We start from the raw sequence: 20,871 nt of genomic DNA on the forward strand, positions 1-20,871 counted from the left end.
CGGCGCCATCCCGCACGGGGTGGCGCCGTTTCTGTCGATGCGTCGGGTGCCGGTCCCTCAGGCGGCGAACGCCGCGAGCCGCCGCGCCTCGACCTCGGCGGCCAGGGCGGGCGCCCGTTCGGTGGCCTCGGCGAACCCGCACGCCGCGAGCCAGTTGGCCAGCATGAGATGCCCACCCTGGGTCAGCACCGACTCGGGGTGGAACTGCACACCCTCGATCGGCAACGTGCGGTGGCGCATGGCCATCACGACGCCGCTGGCGGTGCGCCCGGTGACCTCGATCTCCGGCGGCAGGGTGGCCTCGTCGACGGCGAGCGAGTGGTACCGCGTCGCGATGAACGGCGTCGGCAGCCCGGCCAGCACCCCGACCCCCGCGTGGTGCACCTCGGAGGTCTTGCCGTGCAGCAGTTCGGGCGCCCGGTCGACGACCCCGCCGTACACCGCCCCGAACGCCTGGTGCCCCAGGCAGACGCCGAAGATGGGCAGGTCACCGGCGTACTCCTCGATGACCTTCATGCAGATGCCGGCGCGCTGCGGGGTACCCGGCCCGGGGGAGAGCAGCACACCGCCGGGGCGCGAGGCTCCCACCTCGGCGACGCTGATCTCGTCGTTGCGCCGAACGTCGCATTCGACCCCGAGCTGCCCCAGGTACTGCACGAGGTTGAACACGAACGAGTCGTAGTTGTCGATCACCAGGACGCGCACGACGTGCTTTACCTCCGGCTCGGCGACGGGGTCGGGACCGACGTGATCGAGGCCGACGGGTGCGGCTGGTTCTGCTCCGTGTCGTACGGGATCACGCCGTCCGGCGGCAGGCTCTCCGACGGGTCGACGCTCGTGGGCCGGTCGCCGTTCTCGTCGGAGACGTTCACGTCGTCGAACGGTAGCAGTGGCTCGGCGGCCGGGAATCCCCAGAACCAGAGGCCCGACACCGCGACGGCGATGAGCAGCAGCGAGCCGATGATCTTTCCGGGCAGGCCGAACGGCAGCTTGCGCCAGATGAACGCGTACACGGCTCAGCTCTCCAGTTCGCGTGGCTGGCCGCTGTCGTGCGGCGACGAGCGGATCAGTTCCGCGTGCACGATGAGCCGCTGATAGTTGTTGTACTTCGGGTTGCACGTGGTCAACGTCAGCATCGCCGTCGTCGGCGCGGCGCCCGGCTGGTTGGGCACCGGGGCCACCACCTGCACCGCCGTCGGCAGCACGACGTGCGACTGCTTCACGGAGTACACGTACCAGTTTTGCTTGGTCTCGACGACGATCGCGTCACCGAGCTGGATCTTGTCCATGTCCCAGAAGATCGACGGCGTGCGGTGGCCGGCGACGGAGAAGTTGCCGATCTCGCCCGGCATCACGGTGTCGGGGTAGTGCCCCGGCGCGTGCTTGATGTCGGACGGCCGCACGCCCTGGTTGATCACCCAGTGCTTGCCCATCCGCGGGATGTACAGCTTGGCGAACGGTTCCCCCAGGGCCGGCGGCGGCTGCGGGCCGGAACTCGCGCTCGGCGACGGGCCGGGCGACTGCCCCCAGTCCTGTGCCAGCTGCTTGTCGAGGTTGCCCTGTTCGGCGGCGACGATGGCGGCCTTGCCCCACACCTCGTACGCCGCGAAGAGCAGCACGATCAGGCCGAACGTGATGAGGACCTCGCCGGTACCCCGGGCGAAGGCCCGCAGCATCGTCGCTGGAGTGGTGCGGGTGAACTGGACAAACACGCTCTTGTAGCCGTCTCCGGTTCGCACGGGTCGCAGGGGGATCACCTTGACCCCCTTGGGCGCGGCCGACGGCCTGCCTCCGTCGTCCTCCGGAAGGTCGTCCTCGGGCGATATCCGGGGGATGATCGCCGTGCGGTCCTCGGGCGCGATCGGCTTCAGCACCGTGATGGTGGCGCCGTCCCCATCGTCGCCCAGGTCGCCGCCATCGCGGGTGTTCTTCGCCGAATCCGCCTCGATCCGGTCGTTTTTCCGGGAACGCCGTGAGCGCCGGCCGCGCGGCTCCGGCAGCCGCGGCGGCGCCAGCCCGAGGTCCGCGAGCGACGAGTCGGCGAGCACCGGCAGGATCGTCGTGCTCTCCGCGAGAGCGGCGTGCGCGGCCCCATCCGGCGCCCCGACCTGAACGCCCGCGGGCTCCGCGGCATACGCGGGCGGGACCGGCGCGACGGCCGTCTCGACCGCCTGCGTGACGCCGGCCGACGTCGACAGCTCGATCGCCCCGCCACCCGAAGCCGCGCCACCTGAAGCCAGACCACCCAAAGCCGGGCCACCCAAAGCCGAGCCGCCTGAAGCCGGTCCGGCCACAGTCGGGCCGACCACCGTCGGCGGCCCGCTCGCACCGGGCGAGCCGAGGTCGCCGGGCAGGTGCGCGTCGGCTGCGGAGAAGGCGTCGGCGGGCGGGACAGCGACCACCGGCGAACCGATCTCGCCCAGCGGGGCGACCGCCCCAGGCGGCGGGCCCGCAAGCGGCAGGCCGACAACCCCGGGACCGACCGGCGACACAAACGGCTCGGTGGCCCCCGGCCGAACGCCCCCGGCGAGCGGCGCTACGACCGGCAACGCAACATCCGCCGGAGCGGCATCCGGCAGGGCGACGCCCGACAGCGCGGAGGCGGACTGAGCGGTGTCCGGCCGAGCCGGGTCATGCGGGGTCGCGGCCGGGAGAGCCGCATCTGGCCAGGCGACGGCGGACAGGGCGGTTTCCGGTCGAGCCGCGTCGGGCGCCCCCGGCACCGGCTCGTCGTCGGGATCGGGAGCCCGCCGCGACCCGCGATACTCCCGCTGCACCGGCACCTCCCCGGGTAACGAGCCCGCCGAGTGCGACGAGCCCCCCAAAGGCAAGGACGCCGAGTGCGACGGGGCCGCCAGAGGCGAGGAGCCCGAGGCTGCAGAGGGCGAGGGGATCGGCGCCGGCGGCGCCGGCGGGAGTGGCGGCGCCGGCGGGACCGACAGGGCCGGCGAGACCAGCGGGGCCGGTGAGGCGGCCGGAGCGGCGGATGCCGGCGAAGCGGCGGGCTCGGCAGCCCGATGCGCACCCCCGTTCGCGGCCGGCCGCGACCCGTACGTGCGCTGCGGCGGTGGAGCCGCAACCGGCGCAGCGGGCTCGACAGTGACCGTGTCCCCTCCGGACTCGGACCCCGGCTGCTCGAACCTGCTGCGCTCGCTCATACCGTGCTACCCCCACCCGTTCACGACGGCACCTTGGCCGAGCGCAGCGTGAGCGAACCCTGGTAGGCCGGCACCTGCACGTCACTCTCGACGCGCACGTCGTAGCCCAGCCCGTAGTCGACCACCGCGGCACGGAAGAGCCGTACGCCCTCGGCGTTGTCCAGCGCCCGCTGCATCGCCGCCGCGTCGCCGATAGCCGAGATCACAAATGGAGGAGAATACCTGCGTCCGTCGAGCAGGAGCGTATTTCCGACGCAGCGAACCGCGCTGGTCGAGATGACCCGCACTCCCATGATCGTCATCGCCTCGGCGCCACCCGCCCAGAGCGCGTTGACCACGGCCTGAACATCCTGCTGGTGCACGACCAGGTCATCGACGCTCGCACCGGCGGGCCGGCTGCCGTCGGGGCGCCGCGGTGCGTCGTTCAGCCGCACGGTCAGCCCGGGGCCTCGCAGCGCGGTCAGCCCGGCCCCGCCCTGCTGCGAACCGGCCGTCGCCTGCGCTCGCGCCACGCCGACGTCGTAGCCGGCGACGTTGCCCGTGAGCTCCTGCACCTGGCGGCGCAGCTCGGCCGCGCGCGCCTCGGCTTCCTTGACGTCGCGTTCACGCTCGCCGATGAGATTGGTCAGTTCAGGGCGGCGGTCATTCCTCAGGTCCGTCCCGGCGGCGGTGCGGGCGGTGGTCGTGAAGAGTAGCCCGGCGGCGAACGCCACCGTCGGCACCAGCACTGACCAGCCTCGACGGCGGTCGCCGCGCCGCCTGGGACGCAGTGCGGAACCGGTGCGACGAAGGGCCGCCGACCACGACGCGCGGCCGGATGTGTACTCCACTACGCCCCCTCCCTGTGAATGCGCGCCGATTTGACTACCCTGGTCGTGAGCATTCTCGCACCGCGGGGGTGCGCACACCGAGCCCCTCCTGGAGAGCGCAGTGCCGAAATCGAGCGTACGCAAGAAGAAGATCTACACGCCGCCCGCCGAGTTGCGGCCGACGACGACGACAACGTCGCGCAGGCCGAGCCCGGTCTGGGTGCCGGCGCTGGCGGTGACGCTCATCACGGCCGGTATCGGCTGGCTGGTGGTGTTCTACCTTTCCCAGGGCCTGTACCCGGTCAACTCATGGGGATACTGGAACCTGGCCGTCGGGTTCGGCGCCATGGTGGCATCATTGGGCATTCTGTCCAAGTGGCGTTGAGTTCATCACCCGTTCGGTCCCTCAAGTTACCGGCTGGTACGTGACGGCCTAAGCTTCCTCTGATCGCCCCAGGCGGGTGAGAGGCGTTCGGAGGGGGCAACATGGGCCCGGTCCAGGTGGTGGCAACGGTGCTCGCCGCGATCATTACGGTCACGGCGATCGCGCTCGCGGTGCGCGCCGTCCGTCAGATGGTCAAGGTGATCCGGCTCGGCCAGCCGGTTCCGGTCGAACGGTTCGGAGCTGCCGGGCAGCGCACCGTCACCATGCTGCGCGAGACGCTTGGGCACACCCGCATGCTCAAGTGGACCTGGATCGGGGCCGCGCACTGGTTCGTGATGGTGTCCTTCGGGATCCTGTTCACGCTGGTGCTGGAGGCGTATTTCGACGTCGTCAGCCCCACCGCGCACCTGCCGCTGCTGGGCGGTTGGACGCCGTACGGGCTGGTGACGGAGTTCGTGGGGTACGGCGGGCTGGTCGGCATCCTGTACCTGATGAGCGTGCGCCTGCGAAACAGGCCGGGGCGCACGCGCGGGCTCTCGCGGTTCACCGGCTCGACGATGTGGCAGGCGTACTTCGTCGAGTACGTGATCCTCGGGGTGCTGCTGTGCGGCATCCTCATCCGTTCCCTCAAATACGCGTCGGGACACGGGGAGTACCCGGCGTGGGCGACGCCGCTGAGCTACGGCCTGGGCCAGGTCCTTCCGGACAGTGAGACGGCGATCACGCTGGTCGCCCTCGTCAAGATCTTCATCTCGATGTCGTGGCTGATCACGATCTCGTTGAACGTCACCATGGGCGTCGCCTGGCACCGCTTCCTCGCCTTCCCCAACATCTGGTTCAAGCGCAGCGGCACCGAGAAGGCCGCCCTGGGCGCGCTCCAGCCGATGATGTCCGGCGGCAAGCCGCTCGACTTCGAGGAGGCGGACCCGGAGAAGGACGCGTTCGGCGTGGCGACCGTGGAGCAGTTCACCTGGAAGGGCCTGCTCGACTTCTCGACCTGCACCGAGTGCGGCCGCTGCCAGTCCCAGTGCCCGGCGTGGAACACCGCCAAGCCGCTGTCGCCGAAACTGCTGGTCCTGAGCCTGCGCGACCACGCGTACGCGAAGGCGCCGTACCTGCTCGACCCGGAGGGTGCCCCGGAGGCCGCCAAGCTGGAGGCCGACCGGCCGCTCATCGGGACCGAGGAGGAGAACGGCATCATCGACCCGGACGTCCTGTGGTCCTGCACCACCTGCGGCGCCTGCGTCGAGCAGTGCCCGGTCGACATCGAACACGTCGACCACATCGTCGACATGCGCCGCTACCAGGTGCTCATCGAGTCGAACTTCCCCAGCGAGGCCGGCGTCATGCTGCGCAACCTGGAGAACAAGGGCAACCCGTGGGGCGCCGCGCCCAACACCCGCGAGGACTGGACGAAGGGCCTCGACTTCGAGGTGCCGCGCGTCGGCGAGGCCGAGGACTTCGAGTACCTGTTCTGGGTGGGGTGCGCGGGGGCGTTCGAGGACCGGGCGAAGAAGACCACGCGGGCCGTGGCGACGCTGCTGCACGAGGCCGGCGTGAAGTTCGCGATCCTGGGCGAGGGCGAGACCTGCACCGGTGATCCGGCGCGGCGCATCGGCAACGAGTTCGTGTTCCAGATGATGGCGCAGCAGAACGTCGAGACGCTCAACGAGGCCGGCGTGAAGAAGATCGTCGCCACCTGCCCGCACTGCTTCAACACGCTGGCCAACGAGTACGGCCAGGTCGGCGGCAACTACGAGGTCATCCACCACACGCAGCTCCTCGCGCAGCTGGTGGCCGACAAGAAGCTGACGCCGGTGCAGCCGATCGACGGCGGCCTCACCTACCACGACCCCTGCTACCTGGGCCGGCACAACCGGGTGTTCGCGCCGCCGCGCGAGGTGCTGGGCGCGATCGCCGGACCGGAACAGTCGCTGACGGAGATGCCGCGTTTCGCGGAGCGGTCGTTCTGCTGCGGTGCCGGTGGGGCCCGCATGTGGATGGAGGAGCGCATCGGCAAGCGGATCAACGTGGAACGGGTCGAGGAGGCGCTCTCCACCGGGGCGAACACGGTGGCGGTGTCGTGCCCGTTCTGCCTGACGATGCTGGGCGACGGGGTCACCGGCAAGAAGGCCAACGGGCTGGCCGACGACGCGGTCGAGGTGGTCGACGTCGCGACGGTGCTGCTTCGTTCGGTAAAACCGCAGAGCTGAGAACGCTACATCTTTCCGGCGGCGCGCAGCCCGAGGAAGAACACGAACAGCAGACCCAGCACGGCCAGCACCGCCTTCAGGCTGTGCAGGCCGGTGTCGTTGCGCTTGGTGCGCAGGCCACCCATCAGCTGCTTGGTGCCCTTGAGGTTGGCACGCGCCGATTTGAAACGCGCGAAGCTGCCGCCGGCCCAGACGCCGACGACGAGCGCGACAACAATGAAAACCAACGTGTCCATCAATCCTCCACACCGGGGGACACACCGAGGCGACAGACGGTAGCCGCCAGCATCCCGTGCCGGGGCGGCAAAGACAATGGTGACATGCACACCGTCGCCGGCAGGGGAGACATCCGCCCAGTACGATGACGGCGAGGTGAGACGACGATCGACGCCGCACTACTGACCACGCTGCTCCCGCTGCTGGCATTCGTTCTGCTCACCGCGGCCAATGCCGGATTCGTCGCCGCCGAGTTCTCCCTCGTGACGGTTGACCGGGCGGAGATCGACCAGCGTGCCGCCGACGGCGACCGGGCCGCCAAGACCGTGCGCAGGGCGCTGCGGGAGCTGTCGTTCCAGCTCTCGGGCGCGCAGCTCGGCATCACCATCACCGCGCTGCTGACCGGGTACATGGCCGAGCCGGCCATCTCCAGGCTGATCGAGCCGGTCTTCGGCGGCGTGTCGGACGCCGTGGCGCTGGCGATCGCCACGCTGCTGTCGATGCTCTTCGGCGAACTGGTGCCCAAGAACGCCGCGCTCGCCCGGCCGATGCCGGTGGCGCGCCGCACCGCCGGGCCGCAGCGGATGTTCTCGACGGCGTTCAAGTGGCTCATCGCGGTGCTCAACGGATCGGCCAACTGGTTGGTACGGCGGTTCGGGGTGGAGCCGCAGGAGGAGTTGGCGAGCGCGCGTTCGCCGGAGGAGTTGGGGCTGCTCGCCGCGATCTCCGCCAAGGCCGGTGAGCTGCCGACCGAGACCGCGGTGATGTTGCAGCGCACGATCCGGTTCGGGGACAAGAGAGCCGCCGAGGCCATGACGCCACGCGTCGATGTCGTCGGGCTCCGCGCCGACGATCCCATTACCGATCTGATCGAACTGGCGAGGCGCACCGGGCACAGCCGGTTCCCCGTCTACGTGCAGACGCTGGACCAGGTGCGCGGCGTCGTGACGGTGACCGATGCTCTGGGCGTTCCCCCGGCAAAGAGGCCGACCACGACGGTGGCGGCGGTGGCGCGCGAGCCCGTCTTCCTGCCGGAGAGCCTGGATCTGGACAACGTCCTCGCGGCGCTGCAGGCGGCCGACGCGGGCCTGGCGATCGTGGTGGACGAGTACGGCGGCACGGACGGCGTCGTGACCGTGGAGGACCTGGTCGAGGAGCTCGTCGGCGAGATCGACGACGAGCACGACCCCGTGGAGATCACGCACGAGCTGTACCTGCCCGACCCGTCGGGGACCCCGAGCACCGAGCCGGTGCTGGTCAGCGGCGTGCTCCGGGAGGACGAACTGTTCGAGATGACCGGCTTCCGGCTGCCGGCGGGGCCGTTCGAGACGCTCGCGGGCTTCCTGATGGCGCGCCTGGGGCACATTCCGTCGCCCGGTGAGACGGTCCGCGAGGGCAACTGGGAGCTCACCGTCATCGAGATCGAACGCCGTCGCGTCGAGCAGGTGCGGGTGGTCCGCCACGTGCCCGAGGCCGGGGACGAGTGATGCTGCCGCTGCTGGTCACCTTCGGGCTGCTGCTCGGGAACGCGTTCTTCGTCGGTGCGGAGTTCGCGCTGATCGCCTCGCGGCGCACGGTCATCGAGCCGCAGGCCGAGACGTCGCGGCGGGCCCGTTCCGCACTCCGCGCCATGAACGAGATCCCGCTCATGATCGCCGGTGCGCAGCTGGGCATCACGATCTGTTCGCTCGGCCTCGGCGCCATCGCCGAACCGGCCCTCGCCCACTTCCTGGAGAAGCCCTTCCACCTGGTCGGGATGCCGGAGGCGGCGATCCATCCGGTGGCGTTCGTGCTGGCGCTGGCGATCGTGGTGTACCTGCACACCGTCGTCGGCGAGATGGTGCCGAAGAACCTCACGCTCGCCGGCCCGGAACGCGCGGTGCTCTGGCTCGGGCCGCCGATGTACGGGTTCTGCCTGGTGACGAAGCCGCTGCTGGTGGCGTTGAAGTGGATCGCCAAGGTAATCCTGCGGATCTGGGGCATCGAGGCGTCGGAGGCGGTCAAGACCGTTTTCACCGCCGAGGAACTCGCCGGCCTCGTGTCGCAGGCGCGCACCGAGGGATTGTTGGACGCCGGTGATCACGCCCGCATCACCGGCGCGCTCGCGCTGAACAACCGCACCGCCCGCGACGCGCTTCGCCCATGGCCCGTGGTGACCGTTGTCGCCGAGGATGTTTCACCCGCGTCACTGGAGGTGCTGGCAACACGCACCCGACGTTCGCGTTTTCCGGTGGTCGAACGCGCCACGCGTAGGGTGCTCGGATTTGTCCACGTCAAGGACATCCTGGGCGTTGTGGGGCCGGAACGCCGCGCACCCATTTCGGCCGACCTCATCCGGCCGCTTCCCGTCGTTACACCCGAGCGCACGCTGGCCGAACTCCTGCTCGCCATGCGCCGCGAACGCCGCCACATGGTGCTGGTCAGCGACGGGCGCACCCCGTTGGGCGTAGTGACGCTTGACGATGTCCTAAATGCCGTGGTGGGAACACCCTCCGTATCCGGGTCGGCGCTCACCGAGTAGTAAATGTTCGTCGGGTTGCCGGGACGCTTATGTATTCATTAATCTCTGCGGGTCCCGCGCGGAAAATGCCGCCGGGCATTCGGAGGGTGTAGTCCTGATGTCTGGACGGTTGCGCCGCGGACTGGTGGTGCTGGCCGGAGTTGCCGCGATCGTGTTGGGAATGGGCGCGCAGGCGCACGCCGACCCGACACCCGAGCAAATCGAGGCCATGCTCGACGAGGAGTTCGCGAAGATCGAACCGATCATCGAACAGTACAACCTGGTCGAAAGCCAGCTCAAAGAGAACAAGGCGAAGGCCGCCGCACTGGAGGCGCAGCTCGCGCCGCTGGAGGCGAAGGTCGCCGACTCCATGGGCCAGGTCAGTCAGATGGCCATCGAGCAGTACAAGGGCGGGCGCGCGTCGGCGTTCAACGCGATCCTCGGGGGCGGTTCCCCGAGTGCGTTGCCGGCTCAGCTCACGCAGATGGAGGTCGTCGCCCGTTCGCAGCGCGCGAAGGTCAGCGACGTTCAGGCGGTGCGCGACCAGTACCGCAACGACAAGCGTGCGCTGGACGAGCTGATCGCCCAGCAGAGCAAGCAGGAGGCCGAGCTCGCCGCCAAGAAGGCGGAGATCGACGCCCGCATCGCCGAGCTGAAGAAGATGCGCGACAAGGCGTACGGAGGTTCGCCGCCCAAGCAGGTCGCCGACGGGCTCACCACCTGCCCGATCGGTGGCTCGGGTGCCGGTTACACGGCCGCGAAGTTCGCCTGCGACCAGCGCGGCAAGATGTACGAGGCCGGCGCCGAGGGGCCCAACACCTACGACTGCTCGGGCCTGACCCAGGCGTCCTGGAAGGCCGCGGGCAAGTCGATCCCGCGGACCTCGCAGCAGCAGATGTCGGTACGTCAGGTGGCGGCGAGCGAGCTTCAGGTCGGCGACCTGGTCTGGTACGGCGCGGGGCACGTGGCGATCTACGTCGGCGGCGGCTTCATCGTGCACGCCTCGCGGGCGGGGAAGCCGATCGCCAGCCGGGGCATCTCGGCCGGTTCGACGCCTACCCGGTACGGGCGACCTTAGGTAGCACGAAACGGACTTATGCCCCATACTCGGTCGTCGTGGCCGGGTATGGGGTTTTCGTCGTTGTGGGGCTCGCGTTCGTCTCCCTCGCCGGCTGCGGTTCGTCCGCCCCCTCGGGGGTCGCGGCCTCGCCGTCGCCGTCGTCATCAAGGGCGGTGGGCGCCGTGCGCTTCGATTTCGACCGCGTGATCGAGTCGAACGGCGCGTTGCGGCTCGAAGCGGTCCCGGAGTCCGGCGCGGCCCTCGAATCCCACGTGGCGGCCGGTGGCCGGCTCCGCTCGGAGTCGCACGGAAGCGGACGCGCCGTGCGCTTCCCGGCGGTGTGCCCGACCTACGGTGACCCGGGCTGCCCGCGCGCCATCCTGGAGGCCGACGCCGGGGCCGCGGTGAGTCCGGGCGACGGTGATTTTCGTTACGGCGCCTCGGTGCTTGTGCGCCCCGACGAGACGACCGAGGGGGCGAACGTTCTGCAGAAGGGGTATTCGGTCGGACACAGTCAGTTCAAACTGCAGATCGACGGAAAGGCCGGCCGGCCGAGCTGTGTGCTGGTCGGCACGGATTCCTCGGAAATCCACGTCGTGACGGCGCCGACCACCGTCGCGAATGGACAGTGGCACGCGATCGACTGTGTACGCAGCGGAATGGATCTGTCCGTCTCCGTAGACGGAGTAATCGTGGGACAGCGCAACGTACCCGGTGAACTGTCCATTGTGAACAGTGACCCGATTCGCATCGGTGGCAAGGGAACGGCGCCCAACAACGACCAGTTCCACGGCGCAATCGATGATGCATACGTCGCAATCGGACCATAGATACCGGACATTCACGATGAAAGGGCTAGGTGGACTTGCCGCTCGGCGAAGCGGCGCCTAGCGTGGGTGCGCCGGAAGGACCGATAGGGCAAGGCACGTCTCGTATGGCCGAGATTCGCGATGGCCGCCCTGGGGTGAGCGAAGGGGTTTCCACCACAGTGGAGCGAGCGCGCTTCAAATCTCTGTTGGCTGCCGCGTGCGGGCTGCTGGTTGCCGTCTCCATCGGGGCGAGCGCACATGCGAATCCCTCGACTGCCGAGCTGGAGAAGCAGATCGACGAGGCCTGGTCGAAGCTCGAGCCGACGATCGAGGAGCACAACCGCGTCAAGATCGAGCTGAACGCCAACCGCGAGAAGGCCAACAAGCTCGCCGATCAGCTCAAGCCGCTCGAGGCGAAGATCGACGAGGTGCGCGGCAAGGTCGGCGGCTTCGCGGTGATGCAGTACAAGACCGGCCGCAGTGGCGCGTTCAACGCCCTGCTGGGCAGCGGCTCGCAGGAGACGTTCGTCGACGACATCTCGCGCCTGGAGATGATGGCCAGCCGGCAGAACGAGTCGATCGCCGACGTCGTGAAGCTGCGCAACGAGTACAACACCCAGAAGCGCGCACTCGACGAACTCGTCGCGAAGCTCGACGCCCAGGAGAAGGACCTCGCGGGCAAGACGGTCCAGATCGAGGCCGACATCAAGAAGCTCAACGAGATGCGGCTGCAGGCGTACGGCACCACGCAGGGTCCCGGTTCGATCGCACCGGTGGCGTGCCCGCTGCAGTACCCGGGCGGCGCGGCCGGCATCGCCGTGCGCACGGCGTGCAACCAGGTCGGCAAGTCGTACGTCTTCGGCGCCGAGGGGCCCAACACGTTCGACTGCTCGGGGCTCACGAAGTTCGCCTGGGCGAAGGCCGGTGTGGACCTGTACCACTACACCGTCACGCAGTTCAACAGCACCAAGACGGTGGCCCGCGCCGACCTGCGCCCGGCCGACCTGGTCTTCTTCAACAACCTCGCGCACATGGGCATGTACATCGGCAAGGACAGCAGCGGCGTGGAGTGGATGGTCCACGCACCGACGACCGGTGACGTCGTGCGGTTGAAGCGGGTGGACGGCTTCCCGGACATCGAGGGCTTCCGCCGCCCTGGGGGCTGACCTACTCGGTCGGCGTCGACGTGGGCCAGACCCGCCAGCTCTTCCACGAACGGCTGGCGGTCGGCCCGCGCTGACCCTGATAGCGCGACCCGTAAACGGCGGAACCGTACGGGTGCTCCGCCGGCGACGACAGCCGGAAGATGCACAGCTGCCCGATCTTCATGCCCGGCCAGAGCATGATCGGCAGATTGGCCACATTGGACAGCTCGAGCGTCACGTGCCCGGAGAACCCCGGGTCGATGAACCCGGCCGTCGAGTGCGTCAGCAGCCCCAGGCGTCCCAGCGAGGACTTACCCTCGAGCCGCCCCGCGAGCTGATGCCCCAGCGTCATCACCTCGAGAGTGGACGCCAGCACGAACTCCCCCGGGTGCAGCACGAACGGCTGCCCCTCCTCGACCTCCACCAGAGCCGTCAGATCATCCTGCTGCTGCGCCGGGTCGATGTGGGTGTACAGATGGTTGTTGAACACCCGGAAGAACCTGTCCAGCCGCACGTCGATGCTGGACGGCTGCACCAGCGCCGGATCGAACGGGTCGAGCTGAAGCTGGCCGGACTTGAGCTCGGCCGTCAGGTCCCGGTCGGAAAGCAGCATGGCGCACAGCCTAGCCATTGGCTCCTGCGGTCTTTTGCGCCCCTCTTCCGGATCTCTTCGGCGTTTTGCCGGATCTTCGAACGTGTGTTCGATATCGTTGGACCATGGCACGATGGTCCGAGTTCGCCGAGGTGGAGCCCAGGCTCGCCCAGGTCGTCCACCAACTCCTGTACCAGTACGGCCCCGGTCTCGCCTACCTCGCGACGGTTCGGCCCGACGGCGGCCCCCGCGTCCACCCCGTGTCGCCCGTCATCAACAACGGCGGCCTGTACTGCTTCATCATCGACTCGCCCAAACGAGGCGACCTCGAACGCGACGGGCGCTACGCGCTCCACGCGTTCCCCCCGGAAAACAGCGACGACGAGGCCTACCTGTCCGGGCGGGCCGCACGCGTCACGAACTCCCTCGTCATCACCCGGCTGGCCAGCGAGATGCGGGCCGAACCGCGGGTCGACTGGCGGCTGTACGAGTTCTCCGTCGAGGTGGCGATGGCCGTGCGGCGCGGCTCGGCACCCACGTCGGCGGAGAGCGACGACCCGCGGGCGCGGCGGGTTTGGCGGGAGAGGGGGATACCTGTTCGCGGTTGAACGGAAGATTCGGTACAGTGGGGGCCGCTCGCGGGTGTAGTTCAATGGCAGAACATCAGCTTCCCAAGCTGACAGTGAGGGTTCGATTCCCTTCACCCGCTCGGAAGGTAAGCCCAGGTCAGGCTAGGTGCCCGACCTGGGCTTCATCTATTGGGCTCGATTCCTGCTGCGGTTGTGCCCGTTGCGTGCCCGATCGCGTTCCTTGGTGATGTGGGTGCTAAGTGCATCCGCGATTGTCTTGTCGCGTTCCCGGGTGGTGTGCTGGTAGATCAACGCGGCCCGGGTGGAGGCGTGGCCCATTCGGGCCATGAGGTCGGCGAGGCTTGCGCCGGTACGGGAAGCGAGCGTATTTCCGGTGTGCCGGAGATCGTGGAAGTGGAAGCCGGGCAGTCCAACGGTGCTGACCGTCGTGGTCCAGTTGGAGGTCCGTTGGAAGTTGGACCGTCGTAGGGGTGCTCCCTTTGCGCCGGTGAAGATCAGGGCGTCGGGCTCGTTGATGACGTAGTCGCGAAGGTGTGCGCGAAAGTCGGCCCGGATGGCGGTGGGCACGGTGACCGTGCGGAGTCCGGCATCGGTTTTCGGTGGTCCGAAATGGAGGCTGCCGTCTTGCAGCTCTACGAGAGTGGCGCGGACGGTCAAGGTCCCGCGACGTGAGTCGAAGTCCTGGCGGCGCAGTGCGACGAGTTCGCCGTAGCGCAGGCTGGTGAAGGCAGCCAGGAGGACGAGTGCCCGGAAGCGGGCGGGGACCAGGCCGGCGAGTTCGAAGACCTGGGCGACGGTGGCGGTCGGGCGTTCAGCGGCCCGTTCAACGCCTGCACCCTTGATGCGGCAGGGATTGCGCCGGATCAGCTCATCATCGACGGCTGTATTCAAGACGGCGCGGAGTAGCCGGTACGCCTTAGCGACCATGGTCGCGGCGGATCCTTCGGCTATCAGCTCTGCCCGCCAGGCGCGGACCGTGCCCGGGGTGATGTCGCTGAGAAGGTGCTCGCCCAGGTATGGAGCAAGATACTTGCGGTTGAGCCAGCGGTAGAGGTCAATCGTTCGTGGCCGCAAGTTCGGCCGGTGGTTGATCCATGCTGTCAGGTAGGGGTCGAGCGCTTCCCTGCCGAGGTCAGGACTACGCCAGGTGCTTTTGACGATGTCGGTCTCGACACCTGCCAGCCAACGTTCCGCGTCGGTCTTGCTGTTGAAGGTGCGCGGTGCCGGACGGTCAACGCCGTCAGGACCGAGGTAGCGCGCCTGGTATCTGCCCGACGAGAGCTTGCGAACCCGTCCGAAGCGACGCTTCTTAGGCATAGACGGCCACCCCGTTTCGGTACGTCAGAACCGGCTGAATGGCGTCAACGCGGGCTTGACGCAGGTAGTCGTCAAGGTCGTCGGGGTGGAACCGGACGTACTTGCCGACCTTGTAATAGGTGATGCGGCGTTCAGCAACGAGCCGGCGGACAAACCGGGGCGGGGTGCCGAGCCGCTTTGCGGCTTGGTTGACGTCGAGCATGGCGACGTCGGTGGGGTCGTTCAGTGGATACCTCCGGTGGGTGTGGTTGTGGCCGGCGGCCGGAGAGTCCGGTCGCCGGGTGGTGCTCAGGTGGAGTTGTCAAGGAACGGGATGTTCGTCAGTGAGGGCGTCACGGGCGGCGGCTTGTCGTTCGCGGGCGAGGGCGGCGGCGGTGTTGGCGAGGAGGGCGTCGCCGGTGGTGTGCCAGCCGGCTCCGACGAATGTCAGAAAGTTGACGACGAGGGTCGTGTCGGGCTCGGTTGCGTCGGTGCCGGGCGGTGCCTCGGCCTGCCGGCGGTAAACGATTCGGTTGTCGCGGAGGAGTTGGAAGGTGACGACGTGGCGGCGGCTTTTGGTGAGGAAGTGCCCGCCGAAGCCGAGCATGTGTGCCCAGCGGCGTAGACCGGCCCAGTCGCGATGGTTGCCGAGGGTCCAGCAGGCGTCGATGAGGCGTTCGGGGTGGGTGCCGTCCGGGTTGGCGTAGAGGCCAATGGTGTCGCTGGCGAGCCGGCGGGAGGTGTGGCCGGTGATCTCGGTGGCTTTGGTGGCGTACTTGGCGAGGTAGCCGGCGGCCATGCTGTCGGTGACTTCGCCGGTGCCGGTGACGGTGATGGGTCGGACGTCGAAGCCCTTGCTCGGGTCGCCCCAGGTGATCGGCCAACCGTTCGGGTTGGCGGGGTGGGGGCCGGTGTGGAACCGGGTGACGGTGACGGCGTGGGTGAGCGCGTCAACCAGGTCGTCGACGCCGAGTCCTTCGGGTGGAGGTAGGAGCTCGTCGACGTCGGGGTGGTGGCCGTCGAGGCGGATGACAGCGTGGAAGTGGACGACGCCCCGACGTTGCATCTCGGCGACGTTGCCGTAGGAGAGTCGAACCGAGCTAGCGGGGTGGCCGAGCTGGCGAGCGCGAGCGCGGACGGCGCGCGTGACGGCTGTGGTGGTGCGTCGCCACAGTTCCCGTGCGTGGTTGTTCCAGACCACCTGTGCGTGGTGGTCGTAGCAGTCCGGGCACAGCGGTTGCCCGAGACGCGGATCGGTGGGGTCGTGCCGCGCGTAACAGGCGATGACTGTCCCGTGTGGACAGACGGTGGCGTTTCGCCTTGCGTGGCAGGGTTCCGGGCGGCAGTCGCAGCGGTTGCGGCGGATGCAGGTGTGCCGGTCGACGTGTCGAGTGTGGACGGTGCCGAACGACGGTGCGGTGAAGGTGGCGAACACGGCCGGGTGCTGCGCGACGGTGACGGGGATGCCTTTGCCGCCCACGAGGAAACTGCGCAGGATCTGGTAAGCGTCCTGGCGGTACCGCTCCGCGCACGAGAGGCAGACAGTGGCACGGCGGTTGCCACACGGCTTATAGATGGCCGCGTCGGGAAGGTCGGTGGTGTGCCGGCGGGACAGTAGGACGCCGGTTTCTCGGTCGACGGTCCACATCTCGCCGGATAGGCGCACCGGGGACGTACAGCCGGCGGCGGCTTTCACATGGTGCAGCCATTTGGATACGTCGGGGGCGGCGGTAGCCCGGTGGAAGGCGTGCTCGGCGGCCGAGGCGCCGGCGGACGGACGGCGGAGACCCAGCGCGGATCGGGGCGGCCGGGTGTCAAGCGTGGGTTGACAGTCGACTGCCGAGAACCGGGTTGGGGTGGTGCCGGTGAGGGTGGGGTGTGACCCCGGTCGAGAACTGGTCTCGACCGGAGCCATCACCGTTGTGCGAGCGAGGAACGTGGTCATCAGACCGCGACCCTCATGTTCGTACGACCACGACGGTCCGGCACGTTGCCCAGGACGCGTTCGAACAGGGTCGCGTACAGGCCGGGCACAGGTACCCGGTTGTTCTCCCAGAGAAAGACCAGACGGATCATCTGCCAGGTCTGCGGGAGAACGAGCCCGTCCCGGGCGGCTTCGATCTTCAGCCGTCCGATGAGCTGAACGGGTTCCCAGCCGCGGGCCAACCGGCACTGCCGGTAGGTGGCGCCCATCTCAGGCCACCACCCTGGATGCCCGGCCGAAGACTCGGGTGAACACGGCCGCGTTTGCGGCGATCCGGTCTCGTGACCCGCATCCGGGACACACCTGTACCACCACATCCGCAGACGGCGTATCGGTGGGGGTGTCGACGGCAAAGAGGCTCTGTGCCGTCTCGCCGGGGAACATGCGTTCGAGGACCTCGCAGTGCACCGCGAAGGGCAGGCCCTTCACCAGGCCGGATGTCCACCGGTACAACTGCTTCGCGGTCGGGTATCCACCGACCAGTTTGGGATCGATCGACCGGGCGGCTCGGTCGTACTCCCGGCAGAACTGCTTGTACGTCTGCCAATGGCGCTCCCGCAGGAGTCGCTTCAACCGCACGGCGCTCACGAGGATGCCCCCTCGCCGTGAACCGGTACGCCCAGGTGCGAGACCCTGACCTGGGGCACACCGTCGTCGGTGCGGATGATCACCGTCACGGTGATCGGTACATCGCCGTTCGGCACCGATGTGTCAGCAATGACAGGAACCGGTGCCGGTTCGGCACCGACGAGCTGGCGATGTGAAACGCCGATCAGCTCACAGAGGAGCTGGCGGTAGCGGCTGCTCGGCAGCTTGGTGCCCCGCTCCCACTTGGAAACCATCTGCGGGTCGACGGCGACCATCTTGTTGGTCTTCCGCCAGGCCAGAGCCGCCAACTGCTCGGCGACCTCTCGCTGTGTGAAGCCGTACCGGATGCGGTACTCACGAAGCACCCGGCTGAACATCTGCCGAGGATCGACCGGTGCGACACCGGAACGGGTCGCAGGAACAGGACTGTGAACATGAGTAGGGCCAGCAACAGCGGCGACCGGAACGCCGCTGGTACGCCGTGACTGCACCACGCGAAGCAATCGCTGAGAGCCCACGCCAGCCGGCACGTTGCTCGGCGTAGACGGAAGCGTCGCAACAGCGGCAGGCGCTACCAGAGGACTCGGGTCGGTGCGACGTACCGAACTACGGATACGCTGAACAGGCATCGTGACCGTCCTTCCAGAACGTGGTTCGATGCACCGGCCTCGACGGGGGACCAGCCCGTCGGGGCCTTCTTGTGCACTCATCCGGAGTGCCGGTTCATCGTATACGTAACTTCGTATACGTACAAGGGTCAACGGATCGCTACTGTAGGGGGTGTCAGACCGTCACTCGCGGGCAGCATTCAGCGACAATTCTTGGCATGGCACCACTCACACTCACGCCGGAACGGCGCGCCGAACTCGCTGAGCTGCTGGGCAACGAGCAGCGCTTGGAGGTCGAGTTCCCCAAAGTGGCGGAGTACCTGGACACGGCAGCGACGTTGCCAGGCACCGGGGATGACGAAGCGGACCGCGCGTTTGACTTTCGGATGCTGCACTACATGACCGGTGATCGGTCGGTAAGCAAGAACCCATACTGGGACATCGTTGCCCCAGTAACATCCATGGACGGTAATCGTCGAATCGTGACCGGTGGCCGGCCGCAGGGTAGTGCGCGACTTGCCTATGCACAGACGCTGCTACAAGCGACATACGCATATGCGATTCCTTCGCCGGAGACAGTCAGTTGGATTATCAACTTCTGCTCTGGACAGCCCATCGTCGAGATGGGGGCCGGACGCGGCTACTGGGCTGTGCAACTTGCACACGCGGGAATGACGGTCGATGCCTATGATCTGGAACCGCCGGACAAGACCGAGAATGTGTCGTTCCCGCGTGCGGACGGGCAATCCGATGTATGGCATCCCGTCGGCGGTGTGGAAGATTTCAAAAGCCGGCTGCAAAACGGACCTGAAGCCGTTCTACTGCTCTGCTGGCCTCCCGGGTGGGAAAACCCGATGGCATCCGAGGCGCTCGCTGCCTTCGAGGAAAGCGGCGGCAAACGGATCATCTACATTGGAGAGCCTAGAGGCGGAAAGACTGCAAATAACCAGTTCTTCGACGCTATAGAAGCACAATGGTCGCTCGAATCGGAAGATCCGCAGTTCGTCTCTTGGTGGAACCTCGCTGACAAGGCCCAAGCTTGGGTTCATCGTCGGTGAAACCACCAAGAGACGATCTGTACGCAAGATGTGCCGTTAGCCGTTAAGTGCCATACGGAAGGTGTAGCTGTCATAGCGATCACGCGGGTATGAGATGTCAGACAACATAATCACACGTCCGTTAAAAGTGATGAATCGCTGACTGACGCGCTTCACCAGGTCGCCTGGAGTTGTCCGCAACCACTCCGAGTGTGTCTCTACGGGAAGTCGATCGGAAAGCGTTTCCTCCAAATATGCTGCCAAAGAGACCCCCGTTACATCCGGTGGCTGATAGGTGTCCGAGATGGAAATCGGACGTCCGCCTTCGGAAGCCTTCGTGACAACGTGCACAATCTCATCACCAGGCGAGACCGATAGCGCGTCCGCCAATTCCTTAGTTGCCGGAATCCGTGCTACCTCGCGGACAACGTTGACGGTAGACACTGCCTCATTGCGAAAACTAGTCTCGGCGTCCTGCATCTGCCGTTCAGGTGAGATACGGACCAGTGATGGTCGGTGCGTGACGAAGATGCCACGACGCCGAACGGACCGAACCAAGCCCTGTCCTTGTAGAAGTTCGATCGCCTTCCGAACTACAATATCGGATACCCCATTTTGCTGCGCAATCTCTGCGTAGCTAGGCAATTGCGATCCGGGCGCGATATCTCCGCTGCGAATGCGACGCGCGTATTCGCCTGCAATTGAGACGTAGGCAGGCTCCGGCATTTCATTTCCCCTTGCTCATAGTGGATGACACAACCTTAGTATACGCAGTTACGTATACGAAGGCAACCCACCACATTTTGTCGGAGACTAGATGAAGGAAGCAAGAATAAATCAGTCATTCGAATCCGTCGAAATAGCTATTTATTCGCACGAATATAAATTGCGCCTGCATTCAGCGCAACGCGCGTGACGCCAACAACGATTTAGCGCTTGGCGGTACCAGTCGGCCACCGGCCACCAGCCACCGGCCAGATCGGTGAGGACTTTCTGTACGTCTTCAAGGCGGCCCGAAGACGGGGCCGCACGCGCCGCCGGCCGGGCCACGTCGCCGCCTTCGCTGGCGCTCCATCGGCGACGCTTCTACCGAGCCCGCCGGCTGGCGCGGAAACGCGAATAGCCCCGGACCGCCAAGACTGGCAGTACGGGGCTGACGTTTGTTCGAGTGGCCGGCGGCAAGGCCGGGCGCCGGCGCGGCGTACGTCGCGCGCCGGGTCATCACGCGCGTTGCGGCCGTCGGTGGTGGGGCGGCGTCGTGCGCAGTGTGTCCGGGCCGCCCCTCCAACGTCAAGGGCGCTTCGCGTCGCACGCGACCGGCCGCAAGCGGCCGGCCCTTGAGCGTTGGAGCCTCTGCGACCCTCTCGTGCAGGAAGCTACCGGTCAGGCCCAAGGGCCTGCCTCGCAACGAGCGCACGCCGCCGCCCCACCACCGACTCAAGCGTCGACTCGGCGTCAAGGCGGACTTGACAGTTAACGCTGCGAAGGGCCAGGGAGCGATTTCGCTGTTCGGGCTCGGCTATGGACGTTGGCCTGAGATTCTGATGCCCGTGGACTTTGAAGACTCTGCCAGGCTCAGCCGCGAACACCTCCGCCTCCTTCAGGAGGGCCTAGACAAGATCTCGCCGATCGTGGCTGGATTGCCCGCGTCAGAGGTGAAGAGTCAACTGGAGACGCTCACCAAGGACCTCATGAGCGACGTCCAAGATTCGATTGCCAGGCTCGACCGCCACGTACCTGACCAGGACCGGCCGGAAGGAACCTGAACTCGTGCCCGTTCCGTGCCCGATCGAACGGTCAATACGGGTCAGCATCATCGCCACACCATATGGATTACTTGCGGTGGGTGATCTAATGTGCCGAAAGACGCTACGCTGGGTA

Annotated in this window: 23 protein-coding genes and 1 tRNA gene; 11 read left to right on the forward strand and 13 right to left on the reverse strand. The window is 67.3% G+C overall.

What is annotated here, in order from left to right; translation table 11 throughout:
- Positions 1–57: 57 nt before the first annotated feature.
- The 4 genes from Val02_RS20470 to Val02_RS20485 all read right to left on the reverse strand — a co-directional run bounded on the left by Val02_RS20470 (position 58) and on the right by Val02_RS20485 (position 3,988).
- Entirely contained in the window at positions 58–705 is a 648-nt protein-coding gene (locus Val02_RS20470; protein WP_203900733.1) for an aminodeoxychorismate/anthranilate synthase component II, read from the reverse strand.
- Between the two features lie 8 nt (positions 706–713).
- Positions 714–1,013, reverse strand: coding sequence for a hypothetical protein (locus Val02_RS20475; protein ID WP_203900734.1), 300 nt, complete (start codon positions 1,011–1,013; stop codon positions 714–716).
- 3 nt (positions 1,014–1,016) lie between these two features.
- Positions 1,017–2,402, reverse strand: a complete 1,386-nt coding sequence (locus Val02_RS47490) for a class E sortase (RefSeq protein WP_239153203.1) — start codon at positions 2,400–2,402, stop codon at positions 1,017–1,019.
- A gap of 776 nt (positions 2,403–3,178) precedes the next feature.
- On the reverse strand, positions 3,179–3,988 hold the full coding sequence (locus tag Val02_RS20485) for a DUF881 domain-containing protein (RefSeq protein ID WP_203900736.1): 810 nt from the start codon (positions 3,986–3,988) through the stop codon (positions 3,179–3,181).
- 100 nt (positions 3,989–4,088) lie between these two features.
- Here Val02_RS20485 and Val02_RS20490 point away from each other — a divergent pair, with 100 nt between their 5' ends.
- Together Val02_RS20490 and Val02_RS20495 are read left to right on the forward strand one after the other, a co-directional pair.
- Positions 4,089–4,352, forward strand: a complete 264-nt coding sequence (locus tag Val02_RS20490) for a cell division protein CrgA (protein WP_203900737.1) — start codon at positions 4,089–4,091, stop codon at positions 4,350–4,352.
- A 101-nt stretch (positions 4,353–4,453) separates the two neighbouring features.
- Positions 4,454–6,565, forward strand: coding sequence for a (Fe-S)-binding protein (locus Val02_RS20495; protein WP_203900738.1), 2,112 nt, complete (start codon positions 4,454–4,456; stop codon positions 6,563–6,565).
- 5 nt (positions 6,566–6,570) lie between these two features.
- Here Val02_RS20495 and Val02_RS20500 read toward each other — a convergent pair whose 3' ends face one another.
- Positions 6,571–6,801 carry a hypothetical protein gene (locus tag Val02_RS20500; protein WP_203900739.1) on the reverse strand — a complete coding sequence of 77 codons (231 nt, stop codon included), beginning with the start codon at positions 6,799–6,801 and terminating at the stop codon, positions 6,571–6,573.
- A 147-nt stretch (positions 6,802–6,948) separates the two neighbouring features.
- On the opposite strand from Val02_RS20500, the gene Val02_RS20505 reads away from it, so the two are divergent.
- The 5 genes from Val02_RS20505 to Val02_RS20525 all read left to right on the forward strand — a co-directional run bounded on the left by Val02_RS20505 (position 6,949) and on the right by Val02_RS20525 (position 12,316).
- Positions 6,949–8,268, forward strand: a complete 1,320-nt coding sequence (locus Val02_RS20505) for a hemolysin family protein (RefSeq protein ID WP_203900896.1) — start codon at positions 6,949–6,951, stop codon at positions 8,266–8,268.
- Positions 8,268–9,302 carry a hemolysin family protein gene (locus tag Val02_RS20510; protein ID WP_203900740.1) on the forward strand — a complete coding sequence of 345 codons (1,035 nt, stop codon included), beginning with the start codon at positions 8,268–8,270 and terminating at the stop codon, positions 9,300–9,302. The genes Val02_RS20505 and Val02_RS20510 overlap by 1 nt, the downstream gene beginning before the upstream one ends.
- A gap of 97 nt (positions 9,303–9,399) precedes the next feature.
- Positions 9,400–10,359: a C40 family peptidase gene (locus tag Val02_RS20515; protein WP_203900741.1), complete on the forward strand. Its 960-nt coding sequence runs from the start codon at positions 9,400–9,402 to the stop codon at positions 10,357–10,359.
- A 164-nt stretch (positions 10,360–10,523) separates the two neighbouring features.
- Positions 10,524–11,171: a LamG-like jellyroll fold domain-containing protein gene (locus Val02_RS20520; protein ID WP_203900742.1), complete on the forward strand. Its 648-nt coding sequence runs from the start codon at positions 10,524–10,526 to the stop codon at positions 11,169–11,171.
- Between the two features lie 185 nt (positions 11,172–11,356).
- Positions 11,357–12,316, forward strand: coding sequence for a C40 family peptidase (locus tag Val02_RS20525; protein ID WP_203900743.1), 960 nt, complete (start codon positions 11,357–11,359; stop codon positions 12,314–12,316).
- Position 12,317: 1 nt separating this feature from the next.
- On the opposite strand, the gene dcd is transcribed toward Val02_RS20525, so the two are convergent.
- Positions 12,318–12,908, reverse strand: a complete 591-nt coding sequence (dcd, locus tag Val02_RS20530; RefSeq protein ID WP_203900744.1) for a dCTP deaminase — start codon at positions 12,906–12,908, stop codon at positions 12,318–12,320.
- A 104-nt stretch (positions 12,909–13,012) separates the two neighbouring features.
- Here dcd and Val02_RS20535 point away from each other — a divergent pair, with 104 nt between their 5' ends.
- Both Val02_RS20535 and Val02_RS20540 read left to right on the forward strand, forming a co-directional pair.
- Positions 13,013–13,495 (forward strand): pyridoxamine 5'-phosphate oxidase family protein, encoded by a 483-nt coding sequence (locus Val02_RS20535; protein WP_203900745.1) that lies wholly within the window; start codon positions 13,013–13,015, stop codon positions 13,493–13,495.
- 30 nt (positions 13,496–13,525) lie between these two features.
- Positions 13,526–13,596 (forward strand) — tRNA-Gly (locus tag Val02_RS20540).
- Between the two features lie 46 nt (positions 13,597–13,642).
- Here the strand turns inward: Val02_RS20540 and Val02_RS20545 are convergent.
- From Val02_RS20545 to Val02_RS20570, 6 genes are all read right to left on the reverse strand, one after another.
- Entirely contained in the window at positions 13,643–14,794 is a 1,152-nt protein-coding gene (locus tag Val02_RS20545; protein ID WP_203900746.1) for a tyrosine-type recombinase/integrase, read from the reverse strand.
- On the reverse strand, positions 14,787–14,996 hold the full coding sequence (locus Val02_RS20550) for a helix-turn-helix domain-containing protein (protein ID WP_203900747.1): 210 nt from the start codon (positions 14,994–14,996) through the stop codon (positions 14,787–14,789). Before Val02_RS20550 ends, Val02_RS20545 begins: the two co-directional genes overlap by 8 nt.
- Before the next feature lie 99 nt (positions 14,997–15,095).
- On the reverse strand, positions 15,096–16,718 hold the full coding sequence (locus Val02_RS20555) for a replication initiator (RefSeq protein ID WP_239153204.1): 1,623 nt from the start codon (positions 16,716–16,718) through the stop codon (positions 15,096–15,098).
- A complete protein-coding gene (locus tag Val02_RS20560) occupies positions 16,718–16,966 on the reverse strand; it encodes a hypothetical protein (RefSeq protein ID WP_203900748.1) in 249 nt (82 codons plus the stop codon). The genes Val02_RS20555 and Val02_RS20560 overlap by 1 nt, the downstream gene beginning before the upstream one ends.
- Before the next feature lies 1 nt (position 16,967).
- Positions 16,968–17,345 carry a hypothetical protein gene (locus Val02_RS20565; RefSeq protein WP_203900749.1) on the reverse strand — a complete coding sequence of 126 codons (378 nt, stop codon included), beginning with the start codon at positions 17,343–17,345 and terminating at the stop codon, positions 16,968–16,970.
- Positions 17,342–17,722: a helix-turn-helix domain-containing protein gene (locus Val02_RS20570; RefSeq protein ID WP_203900750.1), complete on the reverse strand. Its 381-nt coding sequence runs from the start codon at positions 17,720–17,722 to the stop codon at positions 17,342–17,344. Before Val02_RS20570 ends, Val02_RS20565 begins: the two co-directional genes overlap by 4 nt.
- 449 nt (positions 17,723–18,171) lie before the next feature.
- Here Val02_RS20570 and Val02_RS20575 point away from each other — a divergent pair, with 449 nt between their 5' ends.
- A complete protein-coding gene (locus Val02_RS20575) occupies positions 18,172–19,011 on the forward strand; it encodes a hypothetical protein (protein ID WP_203900751.1) in 840 nt (279 codons plus the stop codon).
- Positions 19,012–19,047: 36 nt separating this feature from the next.
- On the opposite strand, the gene Val02_RS20580 is transcribed toward Val02_RS20575, so the two are convergent.
- Positions 19,048–19,716: a GntR family transcriptional regulator gene (locus tag Val02_RS20580; protein WP_203900752.1), complete on the reverse strand. Its 669-nt coding sequence runs from the start codon at positions 19,714–19,716 to the stop codon at positions 19,048–19,050.
- 824 nt (positions 19,717–20,540) lie between these two features.
- Here Val02_RS20580 and Val02_RS20585 point away from each other — a divergent pair.
- Positions 20,541–20,756, forward strand: coding sequence for a hypothetical protein (locus tag Val02_RS20585; protein WP_203900753.1), 216 nt, complete (start codon positions 20,541–20,543; stop codon positions 20,754–20,756).
- The last annotated feature ends 115 nt before the right edge of the window (positions 20,757–20,871 follow it).

The organism is Virgisporangium aliadipatigenens (assembly GCF_016863615.1).
GTDB classification, from domain to species: domain Bacteria; phylum Actinomycetota; class Actinomycetes; order Mycobacteriales; family Micromonosporaceae; genus Virgisporangium; species Virgisporangium aliadipatigenens.